This is a genomic window from Novosphingobium sp. HNCC26BN242, from assembly GCF_057180525.1.
Window position 1 is genome coordinate 687985 of record NZ_JBXUGM010000002.1, and the last position, 24448, is coordinate 712432.

Consider the following 24448-nt stretch of genomic DNA (forward strand, 5'->3'; position numbering starts at 1 on the left):
CCACAACGGACAGTGCAACAACACCTGCTGCAGTCCGAAGCACGCGGGTCAGGACGCCGTGTATCCATAGCCATGCGCGCGCAGCACGATCTGCTGGCCAGACTTCAGCGGGGTCCACCGCCCGACCCACTGCACGAAGTTGCTCCAGTCAGAACGTGCTGGCCACATGGAGATGAGGGGACGGAACGCCGATGTCGGGAAAAAGCCCAGTTCCTGCCTGTCGAACGTGTGGACCAGTTTGCTGTCCACATACATCCTGATCTTGCCCTCTGCCTGCGACACATTGATGCCAAAGCGCTTGCGTTGGCCAGACATGTCGACACCTTTGAACAGGCGCACGGTCTTGGAAAGGTGAAGGCCGTTGACGTATTTGTGGACCGTTACGTCCAGACCTTTGCGTCCGGCAAATTCAAAGTCGATCTCGTCCTTGGTGGAATTGTTATAGAGCCATAACGGGGCGACAACCAAACCATCGCGCATCGTGGGCAATGTCACTTCCGTCTCCCAAAGCCCGCTCATCGCAGCTTGTATGCCCGTTCCTGCCTTCAGTTCCGGTGCTCCGGTGGAATCCAGCAGGAACCGGACATCTCCATTCTGCAACTTCGTCACGCGGTTGAATTTCCACGGGGTGAAGCTCAGCGCGCTTGCCCATTCGGAAGCATGCCATTTCCCAGCATAATTCCACAAACGCATGTCCGACAGATCAAGCGGAGCAAGCTTTGCGGCAACAGGCGTGGCCGCAGAAGCGGGCGTGGGATTGATGGCAGGTGCCGAAAGCGAAGCGCTTTGCGATAATACCACAACAGCGGCAGGCTTGGAAATTGACGATGCCCTGGAGGAAACCAGAGTCTGCGTCGAGGGTGCAGTTGCGGCAAATGCGCCAGTTGCACCGATAATGATAGCCGAAGCCAAAAGTCGAAAACGCGCTTTCATCACAAACTCCTGCAAGACAAGCGCATCTTCCGGTCAGGAAATGGCAAAAGCGTGCAGTTATATTGTTAGCGGAATTTAAGAATATCGGGGCTGATGAAAGGTAATTTCGTAACGTTACAGTTATGGGCAATCTGAAATCCCGGTAATCTGCAAAGATAATTCAGGTGATTTGTTTTATGACAATTCCCATGCGTGATTGCACTATGCGGCCTCACTCATTCGCGGCGATTGGTGCCGGAATCTTCTGATATCGGACCTGGTCCCCTGTGGCGTGCAGGCTTGCCAACGAAAAGGTGTGCCGAAAAGACACGAGGCTGACGGATTCTCGCCGATCCGCCCAGTTTTGGTTCCTTGAAACAGACCGCAACATTCGGGAAAACCGCGCGATGCGTGAGCATGGCAATCAATCTGGTCATGGACATGCTGTTTCAAGGGGCCGAGGCGTGGAGCGCGCAAGCATCGGATTGGGGGGACGCGGACGTGCAGCCCGAGCGTGAGGCACCGCGCGTTAGCGTGATCCTTCCGGTTCACAACGGTGAAGCCTATCTTGATCAGGCGATTCAATCGATCCTTGACCAGACATTCAGCGATTTTGAACTCATCTGCGTCGATGATGGATCAAGCGATTCCACCCCGTCCAAATTGATGCACTATGCCAAAACCGACAGTCGGGTGCGGATCATTACCAACCGGCCGAACAAGGGCCTTCCCGGTGCGCTGAACACCGGTTTTGCCGTGGCGCGTGGTGCGCTGCATTGCTGGACTTCGGATGATAACATTGCGCGCCCGCAGATGCTGGCGCGGTTGGTGGCCGCACTCGATGCTCGTCCCGATGCAGCAATTGCCCATGCCGATTACAGTGTGATTGATGCGACGGGCCGCGTAACCGGGTTTCAGAAGGTCGGCCCGGTGTCGGAACTGCTGCTGGGCAACCGCATCGGTGCAGCGTTCCTTTATCGCGCGGAAGTGACAAAGGCCTTGCACGGGTACGATGAGAGCCTGTTCGGCGTGGAAGATTACGATTTCTGGCTGCGCGCGGCACGCTCGTTTCGGTTCGTCACGCTGGATGAAGACCTTTACCTGTATCGTCGGCACGATGCGAGCCTGACCGATCGCAAAGCTTTGACCATTCACCGACTGGGCGCACAAATCCTGCGCCGCGAACTTGCACTGGTGCAGGATCGCAAACTGCGCGCGCGGGCGCTGGTCGAACACGGTTTGGCCAGCCGGATCGACCCGCGCATCGATATGCTAGCCCACGGACTGCTGCTGTCGCCGGTGCTGATGTGGGGCAGGGCGGGTGTGATCCTGCGCCATTTGGCGCATCACTTGCGCCGGTGGATCACACGAAAAACTGCGTAACCCATTCGCACATCAGTGCAGGCTTGTCCTCACCTTCGATTTCCACGGTGATTTCCATCGTTTGCTGCCATTGGCCGGGCCGCTTTTCTTCCATCGTCAATAGCTTGAATACGCCGCGTACACGCTTGCCCACGCGCACCGGGGCAAGGAAGCGGGTGCGGTTGCCGCCATAATTCACGCCCATCTTGATCCCTTCGGCGCGCGGGCAATCGCTTTCCATCGTCAACAAGGGGATCAGTGACAGGGTGAGGAAGCCGTGCGCAATCGTGCCGCCAAACGGGGTGAGCGCGGCTTTTTCGGGATCAACATGGATGAACTGGAAATCGCCGGTAGCCTCGGCAAACTTGTTGACCCGATCCTGCGTGATCTCGACCCAGCCCGATGTGCCGACGACTTGGCCAACCATGGCCTGAATCTGTTCAGCCGGGATGAATCTGGTCATGGCGTTGCCTTCTCCTGCGAATTGCGTGACGCAAGAATGGCGGCAAGGCTATAATAGCGCAAGCTGGTTTAAGCAGTCGGTTAAGCTGTGGCGGGCGTATGGTTGCGCTGCGCTTCCTTGCGGAACGGTATCGGCTGCGCCGCTTTTACGCGCTGGATATAGGCCCACAATCCGCACTGCAGCCCTACCAGCATGTAGCAGAACGGCTGAAACGCAATGCCGACAAAGGTGGAGCCCACAAGGTAAATGACCTGCGCCTGCTGCAAGGCTTCGGCAAGCGGCGACACCCAAGGGAACGCCTCGCTTTCATCCTTGCGGAAGCGCCGCCTGAGCACCTCCATTTGCCACAGGCCCAGCAGGTGCAGCGCCAGCCACATGGCAAGGCCCGGATAGCCCTGTTCGCCCAGCATCTCAAAATAGCTGGAATGATAAGCGCGGGCCTGATCGACCACCGGGCGGTATTCCAGCGCTGTGTTGTTGTCGCCCGCCTTCTCTGCGGTAACCGCGTTGTATTCCAACTTGTTCTGGCGATAGGCATCGAACCCGCCACCGAACGGGCGGCTTTTGACGAAATCGAGCGTCCACATCCACACCGCCACGCGGGTGGAGGCGGATTCATCGGACTGGTGGTTGCCGATGGTGCTCATCCGCGCGACGAATTCAGCCGGAAGCAATGGCACGGTGATCAGCGCTCCTGCGGCCATCAACGACAGGATCATCACGCGGCGCTTAGCCGTGCGCAGGATCAGCGCGGCCAGCACCACTACGCAGACCAGGCCGGTGCGCGCGCCCGTGCCGATGGGCATAAGCGCGCAGGAAAAGCACAGCGCCCAGGCAAAGGCCTTCACGCGCCATTCGGGCGGAAAGATCGTGCCGAAGCGCGATAGCCACAGCGCCAGCGGGATCACCGCAATGGCCACGGCCGATATGATCGAGCTTTCATACAGCCCGGTGTTGTTGTCTACCAGCAGCCGCAATTCACCATAACCGCCGCCGCCTGCCAGCGTCTTGATCCCCCCGCCGATCACGATGACCCCTACCGAAATCACCATGATCAACGTCAGCGCCTCGATCCGCAGGCGCGTGCGCAAGGTCAGCGGCAGGAACATCGCAAAGACCAGCGCCTTCCACACCCATGACCACTTTTCACCCGCCTCCAGCGGGAAATCGGCCTGCTGCGTGGTCATGCCGCAGTAGATCAGCAGCATCAGCATCAGAAATTGCCGCAGCGAAAAGCGCGTGCCGTTCTTGTCCTCGGCCACGAACCACGCTCCGAAGGCAAACAGGAATGCGATCAGCGATATCGGGATCTGCGTCAGGATGCCCCAGCTGACCTTCTGCGGCGAAACGACGTCGATATAGACATAGGCCAGCACGAAGATGAATGGCCGCCGGAAGCCCGCCCCGATGAATGCCAGCACGAAGCTGAGCAGGAACAGATCAAGCATCGGTGCGCTCGCTTGCCCGTCTCGTGGCCTTGCGGAACGGCGCCCGACGGCTGGGCAGCGAGGGATCATCGTCAAGATCATCACGCTTGAGCAGCCGCCAGATGGCAATGGCCATCAGCAGGTGCGGCAGGAAAAGCGTGAACTTGTCGATCATGGCGGACAGACGCTTAAGCCATCGGGGTTGACGCGGCGTTAAGGCTTGTCTGGCACAAAGCGGGAGATGACCCGCGTGCTTCATGTTCTCGACCATTCGCTGCCGTTGCACAGCGGCTATACCTTTCGCACGCGCGCCATTTTGAAGGCGCAACAGGCCATGGGGCTGGAGGTGCGCGGGGTGACCGGATTGCGGCAGGAAGGCCCGTTCGGAGGAGACCCCGAAGAGGTTGACGGCTTGATCTTCCATCGCACAACCGGCTCTGTGCGAGGTCTGCCTTTGGTGCGCGAATGGAGCGAAGTGGCAGCTCTGGCCGACAGGATTGTGGCGCTTGCCGGGGAATGGCGGCCGGATATCCTGCATGCGCATTCGCCCGCGATGTGCGGCATGGCGGCGCTGAAAGCCGGGCGCAGGCTGGGGATTCCTGTGGTCTACGAGATCCGTGCGTTCTGGGAGGATGCTGCGGTCGGTAACGGCACCGGGCGCGAAGGATCGGCGAAGTATTGGCTGACGCGCGTTCTGGAAAACGATGTTGTCAGCGGCGCAGACCGGGTGGTGACAATCTGTGACGGGCTGCGGGAGGATCTGATTGCGCGCGGCTTCAGCCCTGAAAAGATTGCGATCATGCCCAATGGCGTTGATCTGGACATGTTCGGCGATCCGTTGCCAAGGGACGACCGGTTGGCGCAAGAACTGGCACTGGGCGATGGCCCGGTGATTGGCTTTCTCGGCAGCTTCTATCCTTATGAAGGGCTGGACGATCTGATCGCAGCCATGCCCGCCATCGTTGCGCAGGTGCCCGGCGCAAGGCTGCTGCTGGTGGGCGGGGGGCCAGCAGAAGATGCCCTGCGGGCGCAAGCTGCGGCATCATCTGCAGTTGATGCAATCCGATTCGTTGGGCGCGTGCCGCATCATGAGGTTGATCGCTATTACGCGCTGGCCGATGTCGTGTGCTATCCGCGCAAGGGCATGCGGCTGACCGAACTGGTCACCCCGCTCAAGCCGCTGGAAGCGATGGCGCAGGGAAAGCTGGTGGCGGCGTCCGATGTGGGCGGCCACCGCGAACTCATTCGGCACGGCACCACCGGAACGCTGTTTCCGGCTGATGATCCCGCCGGGCTTGCCGCCGCGATGGCGGGCCTGCTGTCTGACCGCAGCGGTTGGGACGAGCGCCGAGCCGTGGCGCGGCGCTTTGTGGGCGAAGCGCACGACTGGGCAATCAACGTGCGGCGTTATCTTCCCGTTTACCAAGTCCTGTTACCCCGTCTCAAAGTGCCCGCATTGGCTGCGTAGCGGCTATTGTGCGGGACCGGACAGGGTAGAAGACAGGACGACCGCCAGTGACTGTGACCAAGCGCAAAGCCAAGCCAATCACCGCGCATCCCTTGTTTCCGATTGTGACCTCGCTGTGGTTTGCAGCGTTCCTCAGCCTTGGCAGCTTTGCGGTGGCCCCGCAGCTGCTTGAAGGGCCGGTAGTGGCGCTTGGCATTCCTGACATCCTGCCAGCTGCGCAGCCACCGCTTGGCTTTACCGTGCGGGCTTTGTTGGCGATGGTGATGCTTGGTGTCGGCGGGCTGGCTGGCTATCTCGTCGGCAAGGCGCTGGCTGGCGGAAAGTCGGATTCGCCAATGCGCGCCCGTTCGTTCGGTCGCACTGCAGCAACTGCCGGCGCTGACAGGGTTGCTATCAACAAGCCTGAGCCATTGCCCGAGGCGATGCCCGAGGCTGGGCCTGTTGCAGGAAGGCTGTCATCGCACCGCCGCCCGCTGAACCCGATCGAAGATCTGGGCGAACCGATGGGCATGCCGTTTTCCGGCGAGACTTATGCACCTGTCGATCCCCAAGCGCTCGAAGGCATGGACTTTACCGCTGAGCCAGCTGAAAAAGTGCGCCTGCCGTGGGAGGAGTCGCTTGATCAACCGGTCGAGCTTGACGGCACTGCAGTCACGCGTCTGGCCCAGCAGCCCGAAGCAGCCCCGTTTCAGGCCCCGCTTCAGGCCCAATTGGATGATCCGCTAGCGCTCGATTTGCTGTTTGCCGATGCCGAGGTCATCAGCAAAGGCATCGAACCTGCGTATGAAGCGTCTGACTATGATGCGCCGGTATTCCAGGCCAGTGCTCCTGATAAAACGGTTGTCGAGCAGGTTTCGCCGCAGGACGATATCCAGTTTGTCACAGGCAAGCCCTCTGCAGATGCACCGCTTGAGCAGGCGCCAGAACCTCAGGCGATGCCCGAAGCGGACCAGCCAGTTCCGCAGGCGATGCAGCCCAGCGTCCCGCTGATCAAGACGCCGCTGTTTCAGGCCCCGACTTTGGCCCCAACGCCGCTATCACGAACGCCGCTGGAAGATCTCGGACTCGTCCAGCTGACCGAGCGCCTGGCTCTGGCCATTGGCCGCCGCCATGCCCGCGCCGAAAGCAGGCAGCCAGCTGCAACGCACGCATTTGTTCCTGCAGATACAGCGCCAGAATCGCTACCAGTACCGGTGCCTGCGCCGACGACCGACGATTTTGCGATCACCCATGATGACGAGCCGCGTGTCGCCAGCTTTGCAGTGGTACAGCCACAACCTGCTGCGCCAATTGCACGGTTCGGGATGCCGGACGCTGCGGCACCTGAGACAACCGACGAATGGCCTGCCGAGCCTTCTGCGCATGATGAGCGGGTCGTGCAGCTTCGTCCGACTGCGCTGCGGCCCTTCGCCCCAGAGCCGGAAGCGTTTGATGATGAGTCCCCGGAATTTGAACGTTTCTTGCGCGTTCGTGATCCGCAACTGGCCACAAACACCCCCGCTCCGGCAGTTGATGCGCAAGCGCTGGACCAAGATTTTGAAGATGTAGAAGATGCCGAAGAAGACGATGTCGAAGAAGACATTGTCTGGGAAGCCAGTGGCGCAGAAGCTGATGTCGCAGAAGAGCGCTATCCCTCCCTGCTCGATATGGGTGCCGGCTCACTCCGCCATCGGGCGCAGACAGCAACGTCGCTTTTCGTGAGCGACGAGAGCGAAGATAGCGACAACAATGACGAAGATGGCTTCGAGCCAGCGGTGGTATTCCCAGGCCAGGAGCCGCAGCTGTCCTCTTCCTTTGAAACGACGCCGCGCCTGTTCGAACGTCCCGCAAGCGCAATTCCTGCACACACTGCTGGCAGTGCCGACCTGATCATCCCTGTGCCGGGATCACCGCTTGCCGCACCGGGAAGGGCTGCGCCCTCAAGCCCGATCGATGCGCTGGGCAGTGCGGCAGAATTGCAGATGGTGTCACAAGACGCCCCCGCAGGCTCGGCTGTCGATGCAGAGGAGGCCGATCGTGCCTTGCGCGCCGCTCTGGCGACGTTGCAACGGATGACTGCTCAGGGCTGATCCTCGGTCTCGGGCTTGCCCCCACGCCTACGTATTTCCCGACCACGTGTCCTTTGGGGGCACGTGGCCTTTGGGCCATGAAATGCGCTGTCAAAGCCCCGGAAAACGGCACTTTCTGCCATGTAGCCACTATATTTCCGGCTTTAACCGCGTGGCTGATTGGCCTGCGCGGTTGCAAAATAACTTTCCTGCAGTCATGGGGGCACTTCGCGCAATTTTAATCGCTTCCGGGCGTTTTGATTCGCGTGCTTTTGCCTTTTTTTGCCATGACTCTTCGAAAGTAGGACGATCATCGAAATGGGATTTCCGCAGGTTCAGGGCCTCTACGATCCGCGTAACGAACATGACGCTTGTGGCGTGGGCTTCATTGCTCACATCAAAGGCCAGAAAAGTCATGCCATCGTGGATCAGGCGCTGGAAATTCTGCGCAATCTTGATCATCGCGGTGCGGTGGGTGCCGATCCGCTGCTGGGCGATGGCGCTGGTCTGCTGATCCAGATTCCCGACCAGCTCTTCCGCAAATGGGCCGCATCCGAAGGTCGCGAACTGCCGCAGCCGGGCGATTATGCCGTGGCCATGTGCTTCCTGCCGCAGGATGAAGCCGCGCGCCTGTTCGTGACCGAATTCTTCGAAAAGTTCATCGCCAAGGAAGGGCAGGAACTGATCGGCTGGCGCGATGTGCCGGTCACATTGGACGGCCTTGGCAAGACCGTGATCGAACAGATGCCGGTCATCCGCCAGTGCTTCATCAAGCGCGGCGCGGGCACGCCCGATCAGAACGCATTCGAACGCAAACTGCTGGCGATCCGCAAGCAGACGCAGAACCCGCTGGCCGCCATGGCCGAAAAGCACGGCCTGCCGGGTGTTACCCAGTTGTACATGCCCAGCTTTTCCACCCGCACTATCGTATACAAGGGCCTGCTGCTCGCCAACCAGGTCGGCTCGTTCTACGATGATCTGCGCGATCCCGATTGCGTCTCGGCCTTGGGGCTGGTGCATCAGCGTTTCAGCACCAACACCTTCCCCAGCTGGAAGCTGGCGCACCCGTTCCGCTTCATCGCGCACAACGGTGAAATCAACACCGTTCGCGGCAACGTGAACTGGATGAACGCGCGCCGCCGCACGATGGAATCCGAACTGCTCGGTTCGGACCTCGACAAGATGTGGCCGCTGATCCCGCACGGTCAGTCAGACACGGCCAGCCTCGACAATGCACTCGAACTGCTGCTGGCGGGCGGATATAGCCTTGCTCACGCGGTAATGATGCTGATCCCCGAAGCATGGGCGGGCAACCCGCTAATGAGCCCTGCGCGCCGTGCGTTCTATGAATACCACGCCGCCTTGATGGAACCGTGGGACGGTCCGGCGGCTGTGGCCTTCACAGATGGTCGCCAGATCGGTGCCACGCTGGACCGTAATGGCCTGCGCCCCGCACGCTTCTCGATCACGCGCGATGATATCATCGTCATGGCTTCGGAAAGCGGCGTGCTCCCGTTCCGCGAAGAAGATATCGTCCGCAAGTGGCGGTTGCAGCCCGGCAAGATGCTCCTGATCGATATGGAGCAGGGCAAGATCATCGAGGACGAGGAAATCAAGGCCGAACTGGCCGCAGCAGAGCCCTATGAAGAATGGCTCGATCAGGCGCAGTATAACCTCAAGAAGCTCGACGTGATCGAGCCTGAATTGGCCGCGCTGCCGGTGGAAACCACCTCGCTGCTCGATCGCCAGCAGGCTTTCGGCTACACGCAGGAAGACATCAGCAAGTTCCTCGAACCGATGGCCATTGCGGGCGATGATCCGCTGGGTTCGATGGGCACGGACACGCCGATTGCGGTGCTGTCAAAGCGTTCGCGCCTGCTCTATGATTACTTCAAGCAGAATTTCGCGCAGGTCACCAACCCGCCGATCGATCCGATCCGCGAAGAACTGGTGATGTCGCTGGTCAGCATGATCGGCCCGCGTCCCAATTTGCTGGGTCACGATGCGGGCAGCCACAAGCGGCTCGAAGTCGATCAGCCGATCCTCACGAACGAGGAAGTGGCCAAGATCCGCTCGGTCGAAGCCGCGCTCGATGGCGCGTTCCGCACCGCCACGATTGACACCACCTGGGATGCTGCCACCGGGGCCGATGGCCTTGAAATGGCGATCAAGGAAATGTGCTGGGCCGCCACTGAAGCGGTGCTGGCCGACAAGAACATCCTGATCCTGTCGGACCGTGCGCAGTGCGAAAGCCGTATCCCGATGCCGGCCGCGCTGGCCACGGCGGCGGTGCACCAGCACCTCGTTCGTCAGGGCCTGCGTATGCAGACCGGGCTTGTCGTGGAAACCGGCGAAGCGCGTGAAGTGCACCACTTCTGCGTGCTGGCAGGCTATGGCGCAGAGGCGATCAACCCCTATCTGGCGTTCGAAACGCTGGAACAGATCCGCGTGGCCAAGGAGCTTCCGCTTGAGCCCAAGGATGTAAAGAAGAACTACATCAAGGCCATCGGCAAGGGCATTCTGAAGGTCATGTCCAAGATGGGCATCTCGACCTACCAGTCCTATTGCGGCGCGCAGATCTTTGATGCGGTCGGCCTGTCGAGCGCATTCGTCGATGCCTATTTCACCGGCACGGCGACCACGATCGAAGGAGTCGGCCTCAAGGAAATCGCCGAAGAAACCGTGCGCCGTCATGCCACGGCCTATGGCGATAACCCGATCTACAAGAAGATGCTCGACGTGGGTGGCATGTACCAGCTGCGCAATCGCGGCGAAGAGCATGCGTGGACGGCGTCCAACATCGCCAGCCTGCAGCACGCTGTGCGTGGCAACACGCCTGAAAAGTATCGCGAATTTGCTCAGTCGATCAACGATCAGGCCGAACGCCAGCTGACCATTCGCGGGCTGATGGAGCTGAAGAAGGCCGATCAGCCGATTGCGCTCGAAGACGTCGAACCCGCCAGCGAAATCGTCAAGCGCTTCGCCACTGGCGCGATGAGCTATGGCTCGATCAGCTGGGAAGCGCACACCACCCTGGCTGTGGCGATGAACCGCATCGGCGGCAAATCGAACACCGGCGAAGGTGGCGAAGACCCCGCGCGCTTCAAGGCCATGGCCAACGGCGATTCGATGCGCTCGGCGATCAAGCAGGTGGCCTCGGGCCGCTTTGGCGTGACCACCGAATACCTCGTCAACGCCGACGATGTGCAGATCAAGATGGCGCAGGGCGCAAAGCCCGGCGAAGGCGGCCAGCTGCCCGGTGACAAGGTCGACAAGACCATCGGCAAGACGCGCCACTCCACCCCCGGCGTCGGCCTGATCTCGCCGCCGCCGCACCACGATATCTACTCGATCGAAGATCTCGCGCAGCTTATTCACGATCTCAAGAACGTGAACACAACCGCGCGCATCTCGGTCAAGCTGGTGTCCGAAGTGGGCGTCGGCACCGTGGCTGCGGGCGTTTCCAAGGCGCGCGCCGATCACGTGACGATCTCGGGCTACGAAGGCGGCACCGGCGCATCACCGCTCACCTCGCTGACGCACGCGGGTTCTCCGTGGGAAATCGGCCTTGCCGAAACCCAGCAGACCTTGCTGCTCAACAACCTGCGCAGCCGCATCTGCGTGCAGGCCGATGGCGGCTTGCGCACCGGGCGCGATGTGGCCGTGGCCGCACTGCTCGGCGCTGACGAATTCGGCTTTGCCACCGCACCGTTGATTGCCGCAGGGTGCATCATGATGCGCAAGTGCCACCTGAATACTTGCCCCGTGGGCGTGGCGACGCAGGACCCGGTCCTGCGCGCGCGCTTCACCGGTCAGCCGGAGCATGTGATCAACTACTTCTTCTTCGTTGCCGAAGAGCTGCGCGCGATCATGGCCGAAATGGGCTTCCGCACCGTGGCCGAAATGGTGGGCCGGGTTGACCGTCTCGAAGCGAACAAGGCGATCCACCACTGGAAGCTTGAAGGCATCGACCTGTCCAAGCTGTTGCATCAGGTTCAGCCAGCCCCCGGCACGACCCTGAACTGGAGCGGCACGCAGGATCACGGGCTTGAAGCCGCGCTCGATCAGGATCTGATCAAGGCCAGCGCCCCGGCACTGGAAAGTGGACAGGCCGTGCGCCTTGAACGCAAGGTCATCAACGTCAACCGCACGGTCGGCGCGATGCTTTCGGGCGATGTTGCGCGCAAGTATGGCCACAAGGGCTTGCCCGACAACACCATCCACATCGCGTTCAAGGGTGTGGCCGGGCAATCGTTCGGCGCGTTCCTTGCCCACGGCGTAACGCTCGATCTGGTCGGCGATGCCAATGACTACGTCGGCAAGGGCCTGTCGGGTGGCCGCGTGATCGTGCGTCCTCCGGCGCATGTTGAGCGTGACCCGGCAGAGAACATCATCGTCGGCAACACCGTGCTCTATGGCGCGATTGCAGGGGAAGCCTATTTCAACGGCGTGGCCGGTGAACGCTTCGCCGTGCGCAATTCGGGCGCGGTCGCGGTCGTCGAAGGCACCGGCGATCACGGCTGCGAATACATGACTGGAGGCGTGGTTGCCGTGTTGGGCAAAACCGGCCGCAACTTTGCCGCAGGCATGTCGGGCGGCATTGCCTATGTCTATGACGTGGACGGCAACTTTGCCGATCTTGCGAACAAGGCGATGGTCGATCTGCTGCCAGTTTCGGCTGAGCGTGACGAGGATAACGGTTCAGGCCGTCCTCAGCAGCGCGGCGTCGATGTCTATGACTATGGCATGGGCGATATGCTCTATCACGACGCGGAACGCCTGCGTGTGTTGATTGAGCGTCATCACCTCTACACCGGCAGCAAACGCGCCCGCGAAATCCTTGACAACTGGGCAGATGCGCTGCCGAAGTTTGTCAAAGTGATGCCGCGCGACTATGCGCGTGCGCTCCGCCAGATGGAGGCCGAGCGCCTCGAAGCCGCGTCGGTCGCGGCTGAGTAAGGGTCAGATTACAATGGGTAAGGCAACTGGCTTTCTTGAGATCGACCGTAAGGATCGTAGCTATGATGCGCCTGCGGAACGGCTGAAGCACTACCGCGAATTCGTCATTCCGCATGACGATGCAGGCCTGAAGGGGCAGGCGGCACGCTGCATGAACTGCGGCATTCCGTACTGCCACAACGGCTGCCCGGTGAACAATCAGATCCCTGATTGGAACCACTTGGTCTATGAGAACGATTGGCGCGAGGCGCTGACCAATCTCCATTCGACCAACAACTTCCCCGAATTCACCGGCCGCATCTGCCCCGCCCCGTGCGAGGCCGCCTGCACGCTGAACATCGTGGACCAGCCGGTCACCATCAAGTCGATCGAATGCGCCATCGTCGATCGCGGGTGGAAAGAAGGCTGGATCGAACCACAGGTTCCGGCCAAGAAGACCGGCAAATCGGTTGCCGTCGTGGGCTCCGGCCCTGCTGGCATGGCCGCCGCGCAGCAACTGGCGCGTGCGGGCCATTCGGTCACTGTGTTCGAGAAGTCTGACCGGATCGGCGGGCTGATGCGGTACGGCATTCCCGATTTCAAGATGGAAAAGACCCACATCAATCGCCGCGCGATGCAGATGGAGGCCGAAGGCGTCCAGTTCCGCGTCGGGGTCGAAGTGGGCGTGAGTGTCTCGTTCGCGTCGCTGAAGGAAAACTTCGATGCGGTGGTGTTGGCAGGCGGCGCAGAAGACCCGCGCGGCCTTGGTATTCCCGGCGCGGAATTGCCCAGCGTGCGCATGGCGATGGAATTCCTGACCCAGCAGAACAAGCGCAATGCAGGCGATGATGAACTGCGCGCCGCGCCGCGCGGTTCGCTCACGGCCACCGGCAAGCATGTCGTGGTCATCGGCGGCGGTGATACCGGCTCGGACTGTGTTGGCACGTCCAACCGTCAGGGTGCCGCATCGGTCACCCAGCTGGAAATCATGCCCAAGCCGCCCGAAAAGGAAGACAAGGCGCTGTCCTGGCCAAACTGGCCGCTCAAACTGCGCACGTCCTCCAGCCACGAAGAAGGTTGCGAGCGCGAATTCGCGGTGCTGACCAAGCGCGTCGTGGGCGAAAACGATGTGGCTGGTCTCGAATGCGTCCATGTTGAGTGGGTGAATGGCCAGATGCAGGAAGTGCCCGGCAGCGAATTTACGCTCAAGGCCGATCTGATCCTGCTCGCCATGGGCTTTGTCGGCCCGCGCAAGCAGGGCCTGCTCGAACAGGCTGGCGTGGAATTTGACCCGCGCGGCAACGTGAAGGGCAATGTCGTCGATTACAAGACCAGCGTCGAAAACGTCTTTGCCTGTGGCGATATGCGCCGCGGCCAAAGCCTCGTCGTCTGGGCCATCCGCGAAGGCCGCCAGTGCGCCCGCGCAGTGGACGAAGCGCTGATGGGTGTGAGCGAACTGCCACGCTGATCGTGCGCAGATGCTGCAAAAAAGGGCGTCCCACGGGGGCGCCCTTTCTTATTCCCTAATTCCCAACCCCGCTCATGCTGAGCCTGTCGAAGCATGCCCGCGACGCCAGCTTGTGACCAAGCATCCTTCGACAGGCTCAGGATGAGCGGATCAAAGGTAACGTAGCAGTCGGGTTACCCGTCGCCCTCAACCGCAGCCACCACCGCCGCTTTCTTCTTGCTCACCAGCAGCTTGTCGATCTTGCGGCCGTCCATATCGACCACTTCAAAGCGCCAGCCCTGATCGTGGAAGTGATCGCCCTCATTGGGTAGGCGCTTCATCACCGACAGACAGTATCCAGCGGTCGTGGCAAATTCCCGGTCATCGGAAAGGTCGATGCCCAGCCGCTCGGCCATGGCATCTGCGGGCAGGGCGCCTGATATCAGCAGCGAACCATCCTCACGCTCTACCACCATCGGCCCATCGCCCGCATCGCCATGCGCCACGAAATTGCCAGCCAGGGCCGCCAGCAAGTCAGCCGGAGTGACGATGCCTTCCAGATGACCGTATTCGTCATGCACCAGCGCCAGCGCAACCTCGGCCTGCTGGATCATGCTCAGCGCATCCATCGTATCCAACTGGTCGGGCACGATCGCGGGCTTCTTCATCAACCGGCCCAGCTGCACTTTGCGCCCGCGCAGCAGTGTGGAGAGCACATCGCGCACTTTCACCACGCCGACAATCTTGTCTACCGATCCATCGGCCACCAGCAGCAGCGAATGAGGGCTGTCCTCGATGGCGGCGCGCAGTTCGGCCTCAGGCGCGCGGCGCTCGATCCAGTGCAGTTCGGTGCGGGGCGTCATCATCTCGCGCACGGGCCGGTCGGCCAGCCGCATGATCCCGCTCATCAACGCGCGCTCTTCCTCCTCGATCACGCCGGATCTTGTGGCTTCGGCAAAGATCATGTGCAGCTCTTCGGCCGTTACCTCCTGATCGTTGCCCTGTTTCAGGCCCAGCAGACGGATGATGAGGCTGGAGGAATTGTCGAGCAGCCACACAAACGGCGCGGTCACTTTCGACATCAGCGCCATGAAGGGTGCTGCGATCTTGGCAATGGGTTCTGCCGCGCGCAGGGCCAGCTGCTTGGGTACCAGTTCGCCCACCACCAGGCTGAGGTAGGTGGTGATGGCAATCACTATGGCAAAGCCGACATCGTCGGCATAGCGTTCCGGGAATCCCCAGTTCACCAGCCGCTCTGCCGTTGGCCCGCCAAGGCTCGCGCCCGAATAGGCACCGGCGATGATGCCGACCAGCGTGATGCCGATCTGCACGGTCGAAAGAAATTTTCCGGGGTCCGATGCCAGCAGCAGCGCCACTTGCGCACCCTTGCTGCCTTCCTCTGCAGCAACTCTCAATCGCGCCGGACGTGCCGAGACAATCGCCAGTTCCGACATGGAAAACAAGCCGTTGAGCACAACCAGGCCCAGAATGAGCAGGACGTCAGACCAAGGATAAGGTGTCACCATTTGGCCCCTAACAGATTTACCGGCAAAGGCGAATAGGAACCATTTTGTCGGGCATGACTGAGTGCTGCAAACTGCGTTCGGGAACCGTTCAGTCGCTTTGGGCGTATTTCATCGTGTCATTGCGTCATCCTGACGCTAGGTTTGTTCAGGATGCCGTTCAAAGGGGACCAAAAAATGAAAATTCGCCCAAATCTGTCAATTCGCAAAGTCATGATGTCGAGCTTGTGTGCCGTATCGCTCGTCAGCCTTTCTGCCTGTGTCACCGATCCAAACACCGGTGAACGCAAGGTTTCGCGCACAGCCATCGGCGGCCTCGGCGGCGTTTTGGGTGGCGCACTGCTGGGCGGCCTGATCGGCGGCAAGACCGGGCGCATTGTCGGCGCGGGCATTGGCGGCGTGGCCGGTGGCGTCATCGGTTACCAGAAGGACAAGCAGATTCGCGAACTGCGCGAACAGACTGCAGGCACGGGCATTGATGTGACTGAGACTGACGGCGGCAACGCCATTCTGGTCAACCTGCCGAACGGCGTAACATTCGATGTCGACAGCTCGACCGTTCGGCCTGCTTTCGCCGCTACTCTGGATCGCGTCGCACAGTCGCTGGTGCAATATCCCAACTCGCTGATCGACGTTTATGGCCACACCGATTCGACCGGATCTGACGCGTATAATCAGGCCCTGTCCGAGCGCCGCGCACGCGCCGTTGCCGATTACCTGACTTCGCGCGGCGTCGGCTACGCCCGCATGCGCAGCCAGGGCTTCGGTGAAACGCAGCCCATCGCTTCAAACGACACGGAACAGGGCCGCTCGGCCAACCGCCGTGTCGAAATCAAGATCGTGCCGATCAGCCAGGATGATGTGAACGCTGCGCGCACTGGCCAATAAATTCTGGCAAATAGAATCTGGCCAGTAAGCAAAAATCCCAGTTCGGAAACGGCGCTGCCCCTCGCGGGTGGCGCCGTTTTTGTTATGTCCCATGCGTTTCGCGGTTGACCCTCATTACGCGCTGCTGGCATCGGCGCTGCAGAAGGAGATCAGCCCATGCCGATTCAGCGCCGCCTCATCAACGGACGACAGGTCAATCCCGTAGGCCTTGGCTGCATGTCGCTGAGCTGGGCCTATTCCGGGCGGCCCAGCGATGAAGACGGCATCCGCCTGCTCCAGCACGCGGTCGATATCGGTTACGACCACTTCGATACCGCGCGGCTCTACGGCCTTGGCCACAACGAAACGCAAGTCGGCATCGCGCTGAAGGGGCGGCGTGACAACGTCTACCTCGCGTCGAAAATGGGCATCTTTGCCAGCGGCGAAAAACGCGGCGTCGATTGCCACCCCGATACGATTCGCGCCGAACTCGAAGTGTCGCTGCGCCTGCTGCAGACCGACCATATCGACCTCTATTACATGCACCGGCTCGACCGGAATGTGCCAATCGAAGAATCCGTCGGCGCGATGGCCGACCTCGTGAAGGAGGGCAAGATCGGCGGCATCGGCCTGTCTGAAATGTCAGCCGAAACCCTGCGGCGCGCCGCTGCGGTTCACCCTATCGCGGCAATGCAGACTGAATATTCGCCGTGGACCCGGCAGGCGGAAATCGCGGTGCTCGATGCCTGCCGCGATCTTGGCACCACTTTCGTGGCCTTTTCACCGGTGGCGCGTGGCGTGCTCGCCAATGGCCTGCAAGACCCGGCGGCCCTGCCCGATGGCGATATCCGCAAGGCCATGCCGCGCATGAACGCCGATAACTGGCCAAAGAACTATGCGTTGGTGCAGCAGTTCAACGCCATCGCCGCGCGTGAAGGCGTAACCCCGGCACAGCTCAGCCTCGCCTGGGTGCATTCGCGCGGGGACCACGTGGTCACCATCCCCGGCACCGGCAAGATCGCCCATCTGGAAGAGAACATCGCCCGCTGGGACTGGGAAATCCCCGCTACCACCGCTGCCGAAATCGATGCGCTGATCAACCAGCAGACCGTCGCAGGCCACCGCTATGGCGGGGCAATCCTGCCCACCATTGATACCGAGGATTTTTCCTGAAGTCCGCTCACCCTGGGCTTGTCGAAGGGTATCTGCGCCATCGTCGCGTCAGATGCTTCGACAAGCTCAGCATGAGCGGAACCGAACGTCTTCAAACCAGCTTCGCCGCCCGCTCGGCCAGCCGCTCAACCGCAGCGGCGTGGATTGCAGGCGCGCTGACCAGTAGGCCGAAATCGCGCGGATCGCGCTTATTGTAGGCCAGCGGCTTGCCAAAGGCATCGGATGTGGCCGCGCCTGCCTCGCGCGCAATAAGGGTGGCGGCGGCAATGTCCCATTCAAAGCCCCAGCGCAGCGTCGCCAGCAGATCGGCCTCGTCTGCGCCCACCATCGCGATGCGCAGGGCAATGGAATTGGGCTTGTCCACGATCACAAGGTCCGCATCGGCTGTGGGCAGCACATCGACTGGGACGCGGGACCCTGCAAGCACCGTGCGCGAGCTGGCCCGAAGCGGCAGGCCGTTGCGCGTTGCGCCTTGCCCGGCAATTGCTGCCCAGTATTCGCCGCGCGCAGGCGCACTCAACGCCCCGATCAAAGGGCGCCCCTCGCTCACCAGCGCCACCGAGACGGACCAACCGGGCCGCCCGTGCACGAAATCGCGCGTACCATCCACCGGATCAACCAGCCAGCACAGCCCGCGCTCCAGCCGGTCGGGATGGTCCACCGTCTCTTCGGAAAGCCAGCCCGCCGATGGCAGCAGCGCGCCAAGTTCTCGTTTCAGGAACGCGTCTACGGCCATGTCGGCATCGCAGACCGGGCTTCCGGGCGTCTTCTCCCAAACTTTCGGCGCGTGGCCATGACCCGGCCACAGCGCCAGGGCCATTTCCCCCGCTGCCCGGACAATGGCTTGAAGGCGATCATAGTCGATCAATGTGTGCCCCGGATCATATCAGTGCGCACATTGCTGCAATTGCGAGTTGTTATCAAAGATAGGTTGCGACCTCGCATTTACGCCCCTTTTCAAGCCTTGCGTGCTGTGCTTAAGGCATAGCGACTCAAAGCGCCATTGGCGGCGCATACCTTTGCGCCGTTGGTGGCGCGCCTCCTGGCCCGCAAGGGCCGTTCAAGTCGGGGATCACGCATGAACGTCCATGAATATCAGGGCAAGGAACTGCTGGCGAAGTTTGGCGTCGGCATTCCGGCCGGCATTGCCGCGCTGACTGTTGAAGAAGCCGTGGCTGCGGCCAAGCAGCTTCCCGGGCCGCTTTATGTCGTCAAGGCTCAGATCCACGCCGGTGGCCGCGGGAAGGGCAAGTTCAAGGAGCTCCCCGCCGATGCCAAGGGCGGCGTGCGCCTCGCCAAGAGCATCGAGGAAGTCGAAGCTTTCGCCAGGGAAATGCTCGGCAACACCCTCGTCACCATCCAGACCGGTGAAGCAGGCAAGCAGGTCAACCGCCTCTACGTGACTGATGGCGTTGATATCGCCAAGGAATACTACCTGTCGATGGTGGTGGACCGCGCTTCCAGCCGCGTTGCCATGATCGTGTCAACCGAAGGCGGCATGGACATCGAAGAAGTTGCCCACTCCACGCCGGAAAAGATCCACACGATCACCATCGATCCGGCCGAAGGCTTCATGCCGCACCACGGCCGCGCTGTCGGCTTTGCACTCGGCCTTTCGGGTGAACTGCACAAGCAGGCTGCCAAGATTTCCGGGCAGCTTTACAACGCCTTCGTGGCGCTCGATTGCGACATGCTCGAAATCAATCCGTTGGTGGAAACCAAAGACGGCAACCTGCTCGTCCTTGACACCAAGATGAGCTTCGATTCGAACGCGCTCTACCGTCATCCCGATGTCTTCGCGCTCCGCGATGAAACCGAGGAAGATCCGGCGGAAATCGAAGCCAGCAAGTATGACCTTGCCTACATCAAGCTCGATGGAAACATCGGCTGCATGGTCAATGGCGCAGGCCTTGCGATGGCCACGATGGACATCATCAAGCTGAACGGAGAATTCCCTGCCAACTTCCTCGACGTGGGCGGCGGCGCCAACAAGGAAAAGGTGACGGCAGCCTTCAAGATCATCCTCAAGGATCCGGCGGTGAAGGGCATTCTCGTCAACATCTTCGGCGGGATCATGAAGTGCGACATCATCGCTGAAGGCATCGTTGCCGCAGCGAAGGAAGTGAATCTCTCGGTTCCGCTGGTCGTCCGCCTCGAAGGCACCAACGTGCAGCAGGGCAAGGACATTCTGGCAAACTCGGGTCTGCCGATCGTCGCCGCCAACGATCTGGGCGATGCCGCCCAGAAGATCGTGGCCGAAGTGCGCGCGGTCGCCTGAGCCAACACAAAAGTCTCGTGAACGAAAGGGGCGCTGGGCAACCAGCGTCCCTTTCTGCATTTTCAGGTCGCAGCCGCGCGCACGAATCGGCACCTTCGCTTCGGCAGCGATAATGCAAGAACTGGCGCAATCGCGGTTGACGTTTACGTAAGCGCGAATTATGCCGCTTGCATTGGTTTCAAGGGAAAGGACGCTTGGCGATGAAAGCCCTGGTCTGCGTGAAGCGCGTGATCGATTACAACGTGAAGCCGCGAGTGAAGGCGGATGGCACGGGTGTTGATCTTGCGAACGTGAAGATGAGCATGAACCCGTTTGACGAGATCGCGGTTGAGGAAGCCATTCGCCTGAAGGAAAAGGGTGTGGTGACCGAGATTGTGGCGGTTTCGGTGGGCCCGCAAAAGGCGCAGGAAACGCTGCGCACGGCGCTGGCGATGGGCGCGGACCGGGCGATTCTGGTGCTGTGCGAGGACGAGGTCGAGCCGCTGGCCGTGGCCAAGATCATCAAGGGCATCGCCGATGAAGAGCAGCCAGCGCTGATCATCACCGGCAAGCAGGCGATTGATGATGACGCCAACCAGGTCGGCCAGATGGTTGCCGCACTGCTGGGCCGCCCGCAGGGGACCTTCGCCAACGAAGTCTCGGTCGAAGGTGATGCGGTCGTGGTCAAGCGCGAGATCGATGGCGGGTTGCAGACCGTGCGCCTTGCGCTGCCCGCGGTGGTCACCACCGACCTGCGTTTGAACGAGCCGCGCTATGCATCGCTGCCCAACATCATGAAGGCCAAGTCCAAGCCGATGGCCAACAAGACGCCCGCCGATTACGGCGTCGATGTCGCCCCGCGCCTGAAGACGCTCAAGGTCACCGAGCCACCGGTGCGCAGCGCCGGGATCAAGGTGCCCGATGTCGATACGCTGGTCGCCAAGCTCAAGGAAATGGGCGTAGCCTGACGGCGCGCCCACTTCCTTCCCTATTGAGATTCCCGCGTCCCGCTCAGGCTGAGCCTGTCGAAGCCCAAGCTCAGGACGAACGGATCAGAGGATAGACAGATGAAGACACTCGTTCTGGTCGAACACGACAATGCCTCCGTCAAGGATGCCACGCTCGCCGCCATCACCGCCGCCACGCAAATCGGCGAAGTGACCGCGCTGGTCGCAGGCGCGAACTGCGATGGCGCAGCAAATGCCGCCGCGCAGATCGCAGGCGTGGCCAAAGTGTTCAAAGCCGATGACGCCGCACTCGAAAACGCGCTGGCCGAAAACCTCGCCCCGCTCGTCGCTGGCCTGATGGCCGATTACGACGCCTTCGTCGCACCTGCCACCACCACCGGCAAGAACGTCGCCCCGCGCGTGGCCGCGCTGCTCGATGTGATGCAGGTCTCGGATATCCTGTCGGTCGAAGGCCCCAAGACCTTCACCCGCCCGATCTACGCGGGCAACGCCATCGCCACGGTGGAAAGCTCGGACACCAAGCTGGTCATCACCGTACGCGGCACCGCCTTTGCCAAGGCCGCCACCACCGGCGGATCAGCCAGCGTCGAAACCGTCGCCGCCACCGCCGACAGCGGCCTCAGCACTTTCGTCAGCGCCGAGATCGCCAAGAGCGAACGCCCGGAACTGACCAGCGCCAAGATCATCGTCTCGGGCGGCCGCGCGCTGAAGGATGCCGAAACCTTCGAAGCCACGATCACGCCGCTGGCCGACAAACTGAACGCCGGCATCGGCGCCAGCCGTGCCGCCGTGGACGCAGGCTACGTGCCCAACGACTACCAGGTCGGCCAGACCGGCAAGATCGTCGCCCCCGAAGTCTACATCGCGGTCGGCATCTCGGGCGCGATCCAGCACCTTGCCGGCATGAAGGACTCCAAGACCATCATCGCCATCAACAAGGACGAAGACGCCCCGATCTTCCAGGTCGCCGACATCGGCCTCGTCGGTGATCTGTTCACGCTGGTCCCGGAACTGACCAGCAAGCTGTAGTCGGCAGGCTCTGACCAGCTAACCCATTTGGAGCGTTTCCCCGGGGAAACACTCCAAATGGGGTATTCGCTCCGGTCGACTATGTGGCAGACATTTTGCCCTATCGCCCACAATCCGCAGTACACTAATTGCATTTCATGCAACTGTGCTATCATCCTTCGCACTTGCGGAATCACCCTTAAAACTACACATAGAGCAGGCCTTTCAGGCATCCTCTCCCAAACTTTCCAAGGCTGGTCTTCGGACCAGCCTTTCTTTTTTGTGCAACTCACTCGTATGCAGAGCGTACAAACGGGAAGCGCTGCGGCCTCCCTCTCGGCTCTACGCCGGAAAGCGTGAGAGGAAGCCGTAGCTCTTTGTGACCGCTGCCAACCGATCCATCGAGAACGGCGGCTCCTGCTCCACGTAGTAATGCTGCACCCCGGCAACTTGCGCTGTGGGCAGAATCTTTGCCCAGTCGAGCCGCCCTGATCCCACCTCGGTCGGGTCTTGCGCCAGAATGTAGTTCGTCTGCGTCGTGGGCTTCACGTCCTTGACATGCACGGCCTTGACCCTGCCTTTCAGTTTGCCGAGTTCCACCACCGGATCAAGCCCCGCTGCCGATGTCCAGCCAAGGTCCAGCTCGAAGTTGACCAGCGCCGGATCGGTTTCCTGCATCAGAATGTCCCATCCGGTCATGCCGCCGCCGAGTGGCGCAAATTCCATGTTGTGGTTGTGATACCCCAGCGCGATGCCGAACGGCTTGAGAGCGCCTGCGCGCTCATTCAACAGCGCTGCCGTGCGCTTCCAGTGATCCGCGCCCGCTGCCTGCAGCGCCTCACCCACTGCAACGGGCCACGTCTTGCCTTCAGGCACGGAAAAGCCATCGGGCATGGGGCACAGCGGCAAATAGGCCTGATAAACGCCCAGCGCGTTCAGCGCATCGGCAATCTCTTGCGGCGCGCTCATCAGCGAAAGTTCAGGTGTGGCTGCGGGACGCGGCATGTTCAGGTGGATGGCACTGAAGCGCACACCCGCCCTCTCGGCCGCCGCGCGCAGTTCAGCCGGTGTGCGGTTGTAAAGCCCCGGCAGTTCGATGTCGGTAAATCCAATCGCCGCCAGCTTGGCCAAAGTGCCATCCAGATCCTTCATCGGCAGATCGCCCAGCGTATAAAGCTGCAACCCGATCGGCTTCCCGATGCGCTGGAAGAACGGCGTATCGCGTTTGCGCATCGAAAAGCCCGCCAAGACGGGGGTTTCAGTCATGGCCACGGCTCCGACAGCGCCCAGCGCGGCCAGCAGCGAACGGCGATTTACGCAGACTTGCGACATCAGTGAATCTCCTGCGGATGAGCGGGCCCGTGCGTGGCCGGACGAAACGCCACAAGCAGCAGCACCGCACCCAGCGCCGCCAATCCCGAGGGCACAAGGAACACCGTGGTGTAATCCACCACGCCCCGCGCATCGGTCAGCCCCGCCACCAGCGCGGGGAAGGCAAAGCTTGCCACCATGTTGCCCACGCCCAGGATCAGCAGGTTGAACAGCCCCTGCGCGGATGACCGCACGTCCTTGGGGAAGGCCTCATCCACGAAGATATAGACCGTGGCGAAGAAGAACGCATAGCAAATGCCGTGCAGCAACTGCACCGCGATGATCGCCGGGATGCTGTCTGCTAGGAACGCAAAGGCCAGAAACCGCGCTGCATGGCCAAGGATGCCCACGATCATCGTCCACCGCCAGCCCAGCCGCACCAGCACTTTGGCCAGGACCAGCATGGTCAGGATTTCGGCGACTTGTCCCAGGCTCAGCACCACCATCGACAAGTTTCCGGCAATGCCCACACGGTTCGTCAGGAACGCATCGGACAGCACGAAATAGCCGTTGTGCACCACTGAATCGATGAAGGTCACGAGGAACAGCACCGCCACCACCGGCGTCTTCAGCAGGCCCAGCGCGCGCCGCCATGCCAGCTTGTCCACTTCGCCGCCCGTCTTTGGAGGCGTATGTGGCAGCGATAGCGAGAACGCCGCCATCACGAACGAGATCACCGCCGCCACCACGAAAATCATACGCACTTGCATGGCATCAGCCTGCGCGCTCAGGATGAAGATAAACGGCCAGCTGGCCATGATCCAGCCCACCGTGCCACCCGACCGGACCGAGCCATATTCAGCCGGGTTGGGCAGGTGCGTGAAGGCCACGGTATTGGTCACCGAAAGCGTTGGCACATAAACCAAGCTGTAGACCAGATAGCACACGAAAAACGGCACGAAGCTAGTGCTGAAGGCCACGCCCAGCAATGCCAGCCCGCCGATCACATGGCTCCCGGCCAGAAACTTCTCGGCGGCAAAGGTTCGATCGGCAAACTGGTTCGAGAAGAAGATACCCAGCACCGAGGCGATGCCCCAGCATGTACCAACCAGCCCCTGCTGGCCTGCACTGAACCCCAGCATGCCCATGTAGGGGAACAGTTTAGGCGCCCATGCCCCCCAGACGGCCAGTTGCAGCGCCATCATGATGAACAGGCGGATCTTCAGTGATAGCGTTAACAAATCAGGCCCCTCGATCCCCGTTCTTGTTGCGTGCG

19 protein-coding genes are annotated in these 24448 nt (G+C 61.2%); 11 read left to right on the plus strand and 8 right to left on the minus strand.

Annotated elements, in window-relative coordinates:
• Positions 1-48: 48 nt before the first annotated feature.
• Positions 49-693 (minus strand): family 16 glycosylhydrolase, encoded by a 645-nt coding sequence (locus tag AC2A1F_RS10935; RefSeq protein ID WP_484208778.1) that lies wholly within the window; start codon positions 691-693, stop codon positions 49-51.
• Here AC2A1F_RS10935 and AC2A1F_RS10940 point away from each other — a divergent pair.
• Together AC2A1F_RS10940 and AC2A1F_RS10945 are read left to right on the plus strand one after the other, a co-directional pair.
• Positions 692-1012 carry a hypothetical protein gene (locus AC2A1F_RS10940; protein ID WP_484208779.1) on the plus strand — a complete coding sequence of 107 codons (321 nt, stop codon included), beginning with the start codon at positions 692-694 and terminating at the stop codon, positions 1010-1012. The two genes, AC2A1F_RS10935 and AC2A1F_RS10940, sit on opposite strands and share 2 nt — an antisense overlap.
• A gap of 317 nt (positions 1013-1329) precedes the next feature.
• The gene (locus tag AC2A1F_RS10945) at positions 1330-2295 is read left to right on the plus strand and encodes a glycosyltransferase family 2 protein (protein ID WP_484208780.1); all 966 of its coding nucleotides are present in this window, start codon (positions 1330-1332) and stop codon (positions 2293-2295) included.
• Here the strand turns inward: AC2A1F_RS10945 and AC2A1F_RS10950 are convergent.
• The 3 genes from AC2A1F_RS10950 to AC2A1F_RS10960 all read right to left on the minus strand — a co-directional run bounded on the left by AC2A1F_RS10950 (position 2276) and on the right by AC2A1F_RS10960 (position 4339).
• On the minus strand, positions 2276-2737 hold the full coding sequence (locus AC2A1F_RS10950) for a MaoC family dehydratase (RefSeq protein ID WP_484208781.1): 462 nt from the start codon (positions 2735-2737) through the stop codon (positions 2276-2278). The two genes, AC2A1F_RS10945 and AC2A1F_RS10950, sit on opposite strands and share 20 nt — an antisense overlap.
• Before the next feature lie 80 nt (positions 2738-2817).
• Positions 2818-4185, minus strand: coding sequence for a putative O-glycosylation ligase, exosortase A system-associated (locus tag AC2A1F_RS10955; RefSeq protein ID WP_484208782.1), 1368 nt, complete (start codon positions 4183-4185; stop codon positions 2818-2820).
• Positions 4178-4339, minus strand: coding sequence for a hypothetical protein (locus tag AC2A1F_RS10960; RefSeq protein ID WP_484208783.1), 162 nt, complete (start codon positions 4337-4339; stop codon positions 4178-4180). The genes AC2A1F_RS10955 and AC2A1F_RS10960 overlap by 8 nt, the downstream gene beginning before the upstream one ends.
• Positions 4340-4405: 66 nt before the next feature.
• Between AC2A1F_RS10960 and AC2A1F_RS10965 the strand changes: the two genes are divergently transcribed.
• The 4 genes from AC2A1F_RS10965 to AC2A1F_RS10980 all read left to right on the plus strand — a co-directional run bounded on the left by AC2A1F_RS10965 (position 4406) and on the right by AC2A1F_RS10980 (position 14086).
• Positions 4406-5632, plus strand: a complete 1227-nt coding sequence (locus AC2A1F_RS10965) for a TIGR04063 family PEP-CTERM/XrtA system glycosyltransferase (RefSeq protein WP_484208784.1) — start codon at positions 4406-4408, stop codon at positions 5630-5632.
• A gap of 47 nt (positions 5633-5679) precedes the next feature.
• The gene (locus AC2A1F_RS10970; RefSeq protein ID WP_484208785.1) at positions 5680-7701 is read left to right on the plus strand and encodes a hypothetical protein; all 2022 of its coding nucleotides are present in this window, start codon (positions 5680-5682) and stop codon (positions 7699-7701) included.
• 297 nt (positions 7702-7998) lie between these two features.
• The gene (gltB, locus tag AC2A1F_RS10975; RefSeq protein ID WP_484208786.1) at positions 7999-12639 is read left to right on the plus strand and encodes a glutamate synthase large subunit; all 4641 of its coding nucleotides are present in this window, start codon (positions 7999-8001) and stop codon (positions 12637-12639) included.
• Between the two features lie 13 nt (positions 12640-12652).
• Positions 12653-14086: a glutamate synthase subunit beta gene (locus AC2A1F_RS10980; RefSeq protein ID WP_484208787.1), complete on the plus strand. Its 1434-nt coding sequence runs from the start codon at positions 12653-12655 to the stop codon at positions 14084-14086.
• Between the two features lie 173 nt (positions 14087-14259).
• Here AC2A1F_RS10980 and AC2A1F_RS10985 read toward each other — a convergent pair whose 3' ends face one another.
• Positions 14260-15588 carry a hemolysin family protein gene (locus AC2A1F_RS10985; RefSeq protein WP_484209029.1) on the minus strand — a complete coding sequence of 443 codons (1329 nt, stop codon included), beginning with the start codon at positions 15586-15588 and terminating at the stop codon, positions 14260-14262.
• A gap of 195 nt (positions 15589-15783) precedes the next feature.
• Here AC2A1F_RS10985 and AC2A1F_RS10990 point away from each other — a divergent pair, with 195 nt between their 5' ends.
• Complete coding sequence (locus tag AC2A1F_RS10990; protein ID WP_484209030.1) at positions 15784-16476, plus strand: YiaD family glycine zipper/OmpA-like lipoprotein; 693 nt, start codon at positions 15784-15786, stop codon at positions 16474-16476.
• Between the two features lie 156 nt (positions 16477-16632).
• Positions 16633-17628: an aldo/keto reductase gene (locus AC2A1F_RS10995; RefSeq protein ID WP_484208788.1), complete on the plus strand. Its 996-nt coding sequence runs from the start codon at positions 16633-16635 to the stop codon at positions 17626-17628.
• A gap of 91 nt (positions 17629-17719) precedes the next feature.
• Here AC2A1F_RS10995 and AC2A1F_RS11000 read toward each other — a convergent pair whose 3' ends face one another.
• Positions 17720-18496, minus strand: a complete 777-nt coding sequence (locus AC2A1F_RS11000) for a 3'(2'),5'-bisphosphate nucleotidase CysQ (RefSeq protein ID WP_484208789.1) — start codon at positions 18494-18496, stop codon at positions 17720-17722.
• Positions 18497-18706: 210 nt separating this feature from the next.
• Here AC2A1F_RS11000 and sucC point away from each other — a divergent pair, with 210 nt between their 5' ends.
• The 3 genes from sucC to AC2A1F_RS11015 all read left to right on the plus strand — a co-directional run bounded on the left by sucC (position 18707) and on the right by AC2A1F_RS11015 (position 21882).
• On the plus strand, positions 18707-19906 hold the full coding sequence (sucC, locus tag AC2A1F_RS11005; RefSeq protein ID WP_484208790.1) for an ADP-forming succinate--CoA ligase subunit beta: 1200 nt from the start codon (positions 18707-18709) through the stop codon (positions 19904-19906).
• Between the two features lie 200 nt (positions 19907-20106).
• The gene (locus AC2A1F_RS11010) at positions 20107-20853 is read left to right on the plus strand and encodes an electron transfer flavoprotein subunit beta/FixA family protein (protein WP_484209031.1); all 747 of its coding nucleotides are present in this window, start codon (positions 20107-20109) and stop codon (positions 20851-20853) included.
• A 99-nt stretch (positions 20854-20952) separates the two neighbouring features.
• Positions 20953-21882: an electron transfer flavoprotein subunit alpha/FixB family protein gene (locus tag AC2A1F_RS11015; protein ID WP_484208791.1), complete on the plus strand. Its 930-nt coding sequence runs from the start codon at positions 20953-20955 to the stop codon at positions 21880-21882.
• 321 nt (positions 21883-22203) lie between these two features.
• Here AC2A1F_RS11015 and AC2A1F_RS11020 read toward each other — a convergent pair whose 3' ends face one another.
• Positions 22204-23193, minus strand: a complete 990-nt coding sequence (locus AC2A1F_RS11020; protein WP_484208792.1) for a sugar phosphate isomerase/epimerase family protein — start codon at positions 23191-23193, stop codon at positions 22204-22206.
• The gene (locus AC2A1F_RS11025; RefSeq protein WP_484208793.1) at positions 23193-24413 is read right to left on the minus strand and encodes an MFS transporter; all 1221 of its coding nucleotides are present in this window, start codon (positions 24411-24413) and stop codon (positions 23193-23195) included. Before AC2A1F_RS11025 ends, AC2A1F_RS11020 begins: the two co-directional genes overlap by 1 nt.
• Between the last annotated feature and the right edge of the window lie 35 nt (positions 24414-24448).

Coding starts and splice junctions, on each gene's coding strand:
- AC2A1F_RS10980 (WP_484208787.1), top strand. CDS start 12,653: ATGGGTAAGGCAACTGGCTTTCTTGAGATCGACCGTAAGGATCGTAGC.
- AC2A1F_RS10935 (WP_484208778.1), bottom strand. CDS start 693: ATGCGTTTGTGGAATTATGCTGGGAAATGGCATGCTTCCGAATGGGCA.
- AC2A1F_RS10950 (WP_484208781.1), bottom strand. CDS start 2,737: ATGACCAGATTCATCCCGGCTGAACAGATTCAGGCCATGGTTGGCCAA.
- AC2A1F_RS11020 (WP_484208792.1), bottom strand. CDS start 23,193: ATGTCGCAAGTCTGCGTAAATCGCCGTTCGCTGCTGGCCGCGCTGGGC.
- gltB (WP_484208786.1), top strand. CDS start 7,999: ATGGGATTTCCGCAGGTTCAGGGCCTCTACGATCCGCGTAACGAACAT.
- AC2A1F_RS10940 (WP_484208779.1), top strand. CDS start 692: ATGTCCGACAGATCAAGCGGAGCAAGCTTTGCGGCAACAGGCGTGGCC.
- AC2A1F_RS10960 (WP_484208783.1), bottom strand. CDS start 4,339: ATGATCGACAAGTTCACGCTTTTCCTGCCGCACCTGCTGATGGCCATT.
- AC2A1F_RS10955 (WP_484208782.1), bottom strand. CDS start 4,185: ATGCTTGATCTGTTCCTGCTCAGCTTCGTGCTGGCATTCATCGGGGCG.
- sucC (WP_484208790.1), top strand. CDS start 18,707: ATGAACGTCCATGAATATCAGGGCAAGGAACTGCTGGCGAAGTTTGGC.
- AC2A1F_RS10995 (WP_484208788.1), top strand. CDS start 16,633: ATGCCGATTCAGCGCCGCCTCATCAACGGACGACAGGTCAATCCCGTA.
- AC2A1F_RS10965 (WP_484208784.1), top strand. CDS start 4,406: ATGACCCGCGTGCTTCATGTTCTCGACCATTCGCTGCCGTTGCACAGC.
- AC2A1F_RS11015 (WP_484208791.1), top strand. CDS start 20,953: ATGAAGACACTCGTTCTGGTCGAACACGACAATGCCTCCGTCAAGGAT.
- AC2A1F_RS10945 (WP_484208780.1), top strand. CDS start 1,330: ATGGCAATCAATCTGGTCATGGACATGCTGTTTCAAGGGGCCGAGGCG.
- AC2A1F_RS11010 (WP_484209031.1), top strand. CDS start 20,107: ATGAAAGCCCTGGTCTGCGTGAAGCGCGTGATCGATTACAACGTGAAG.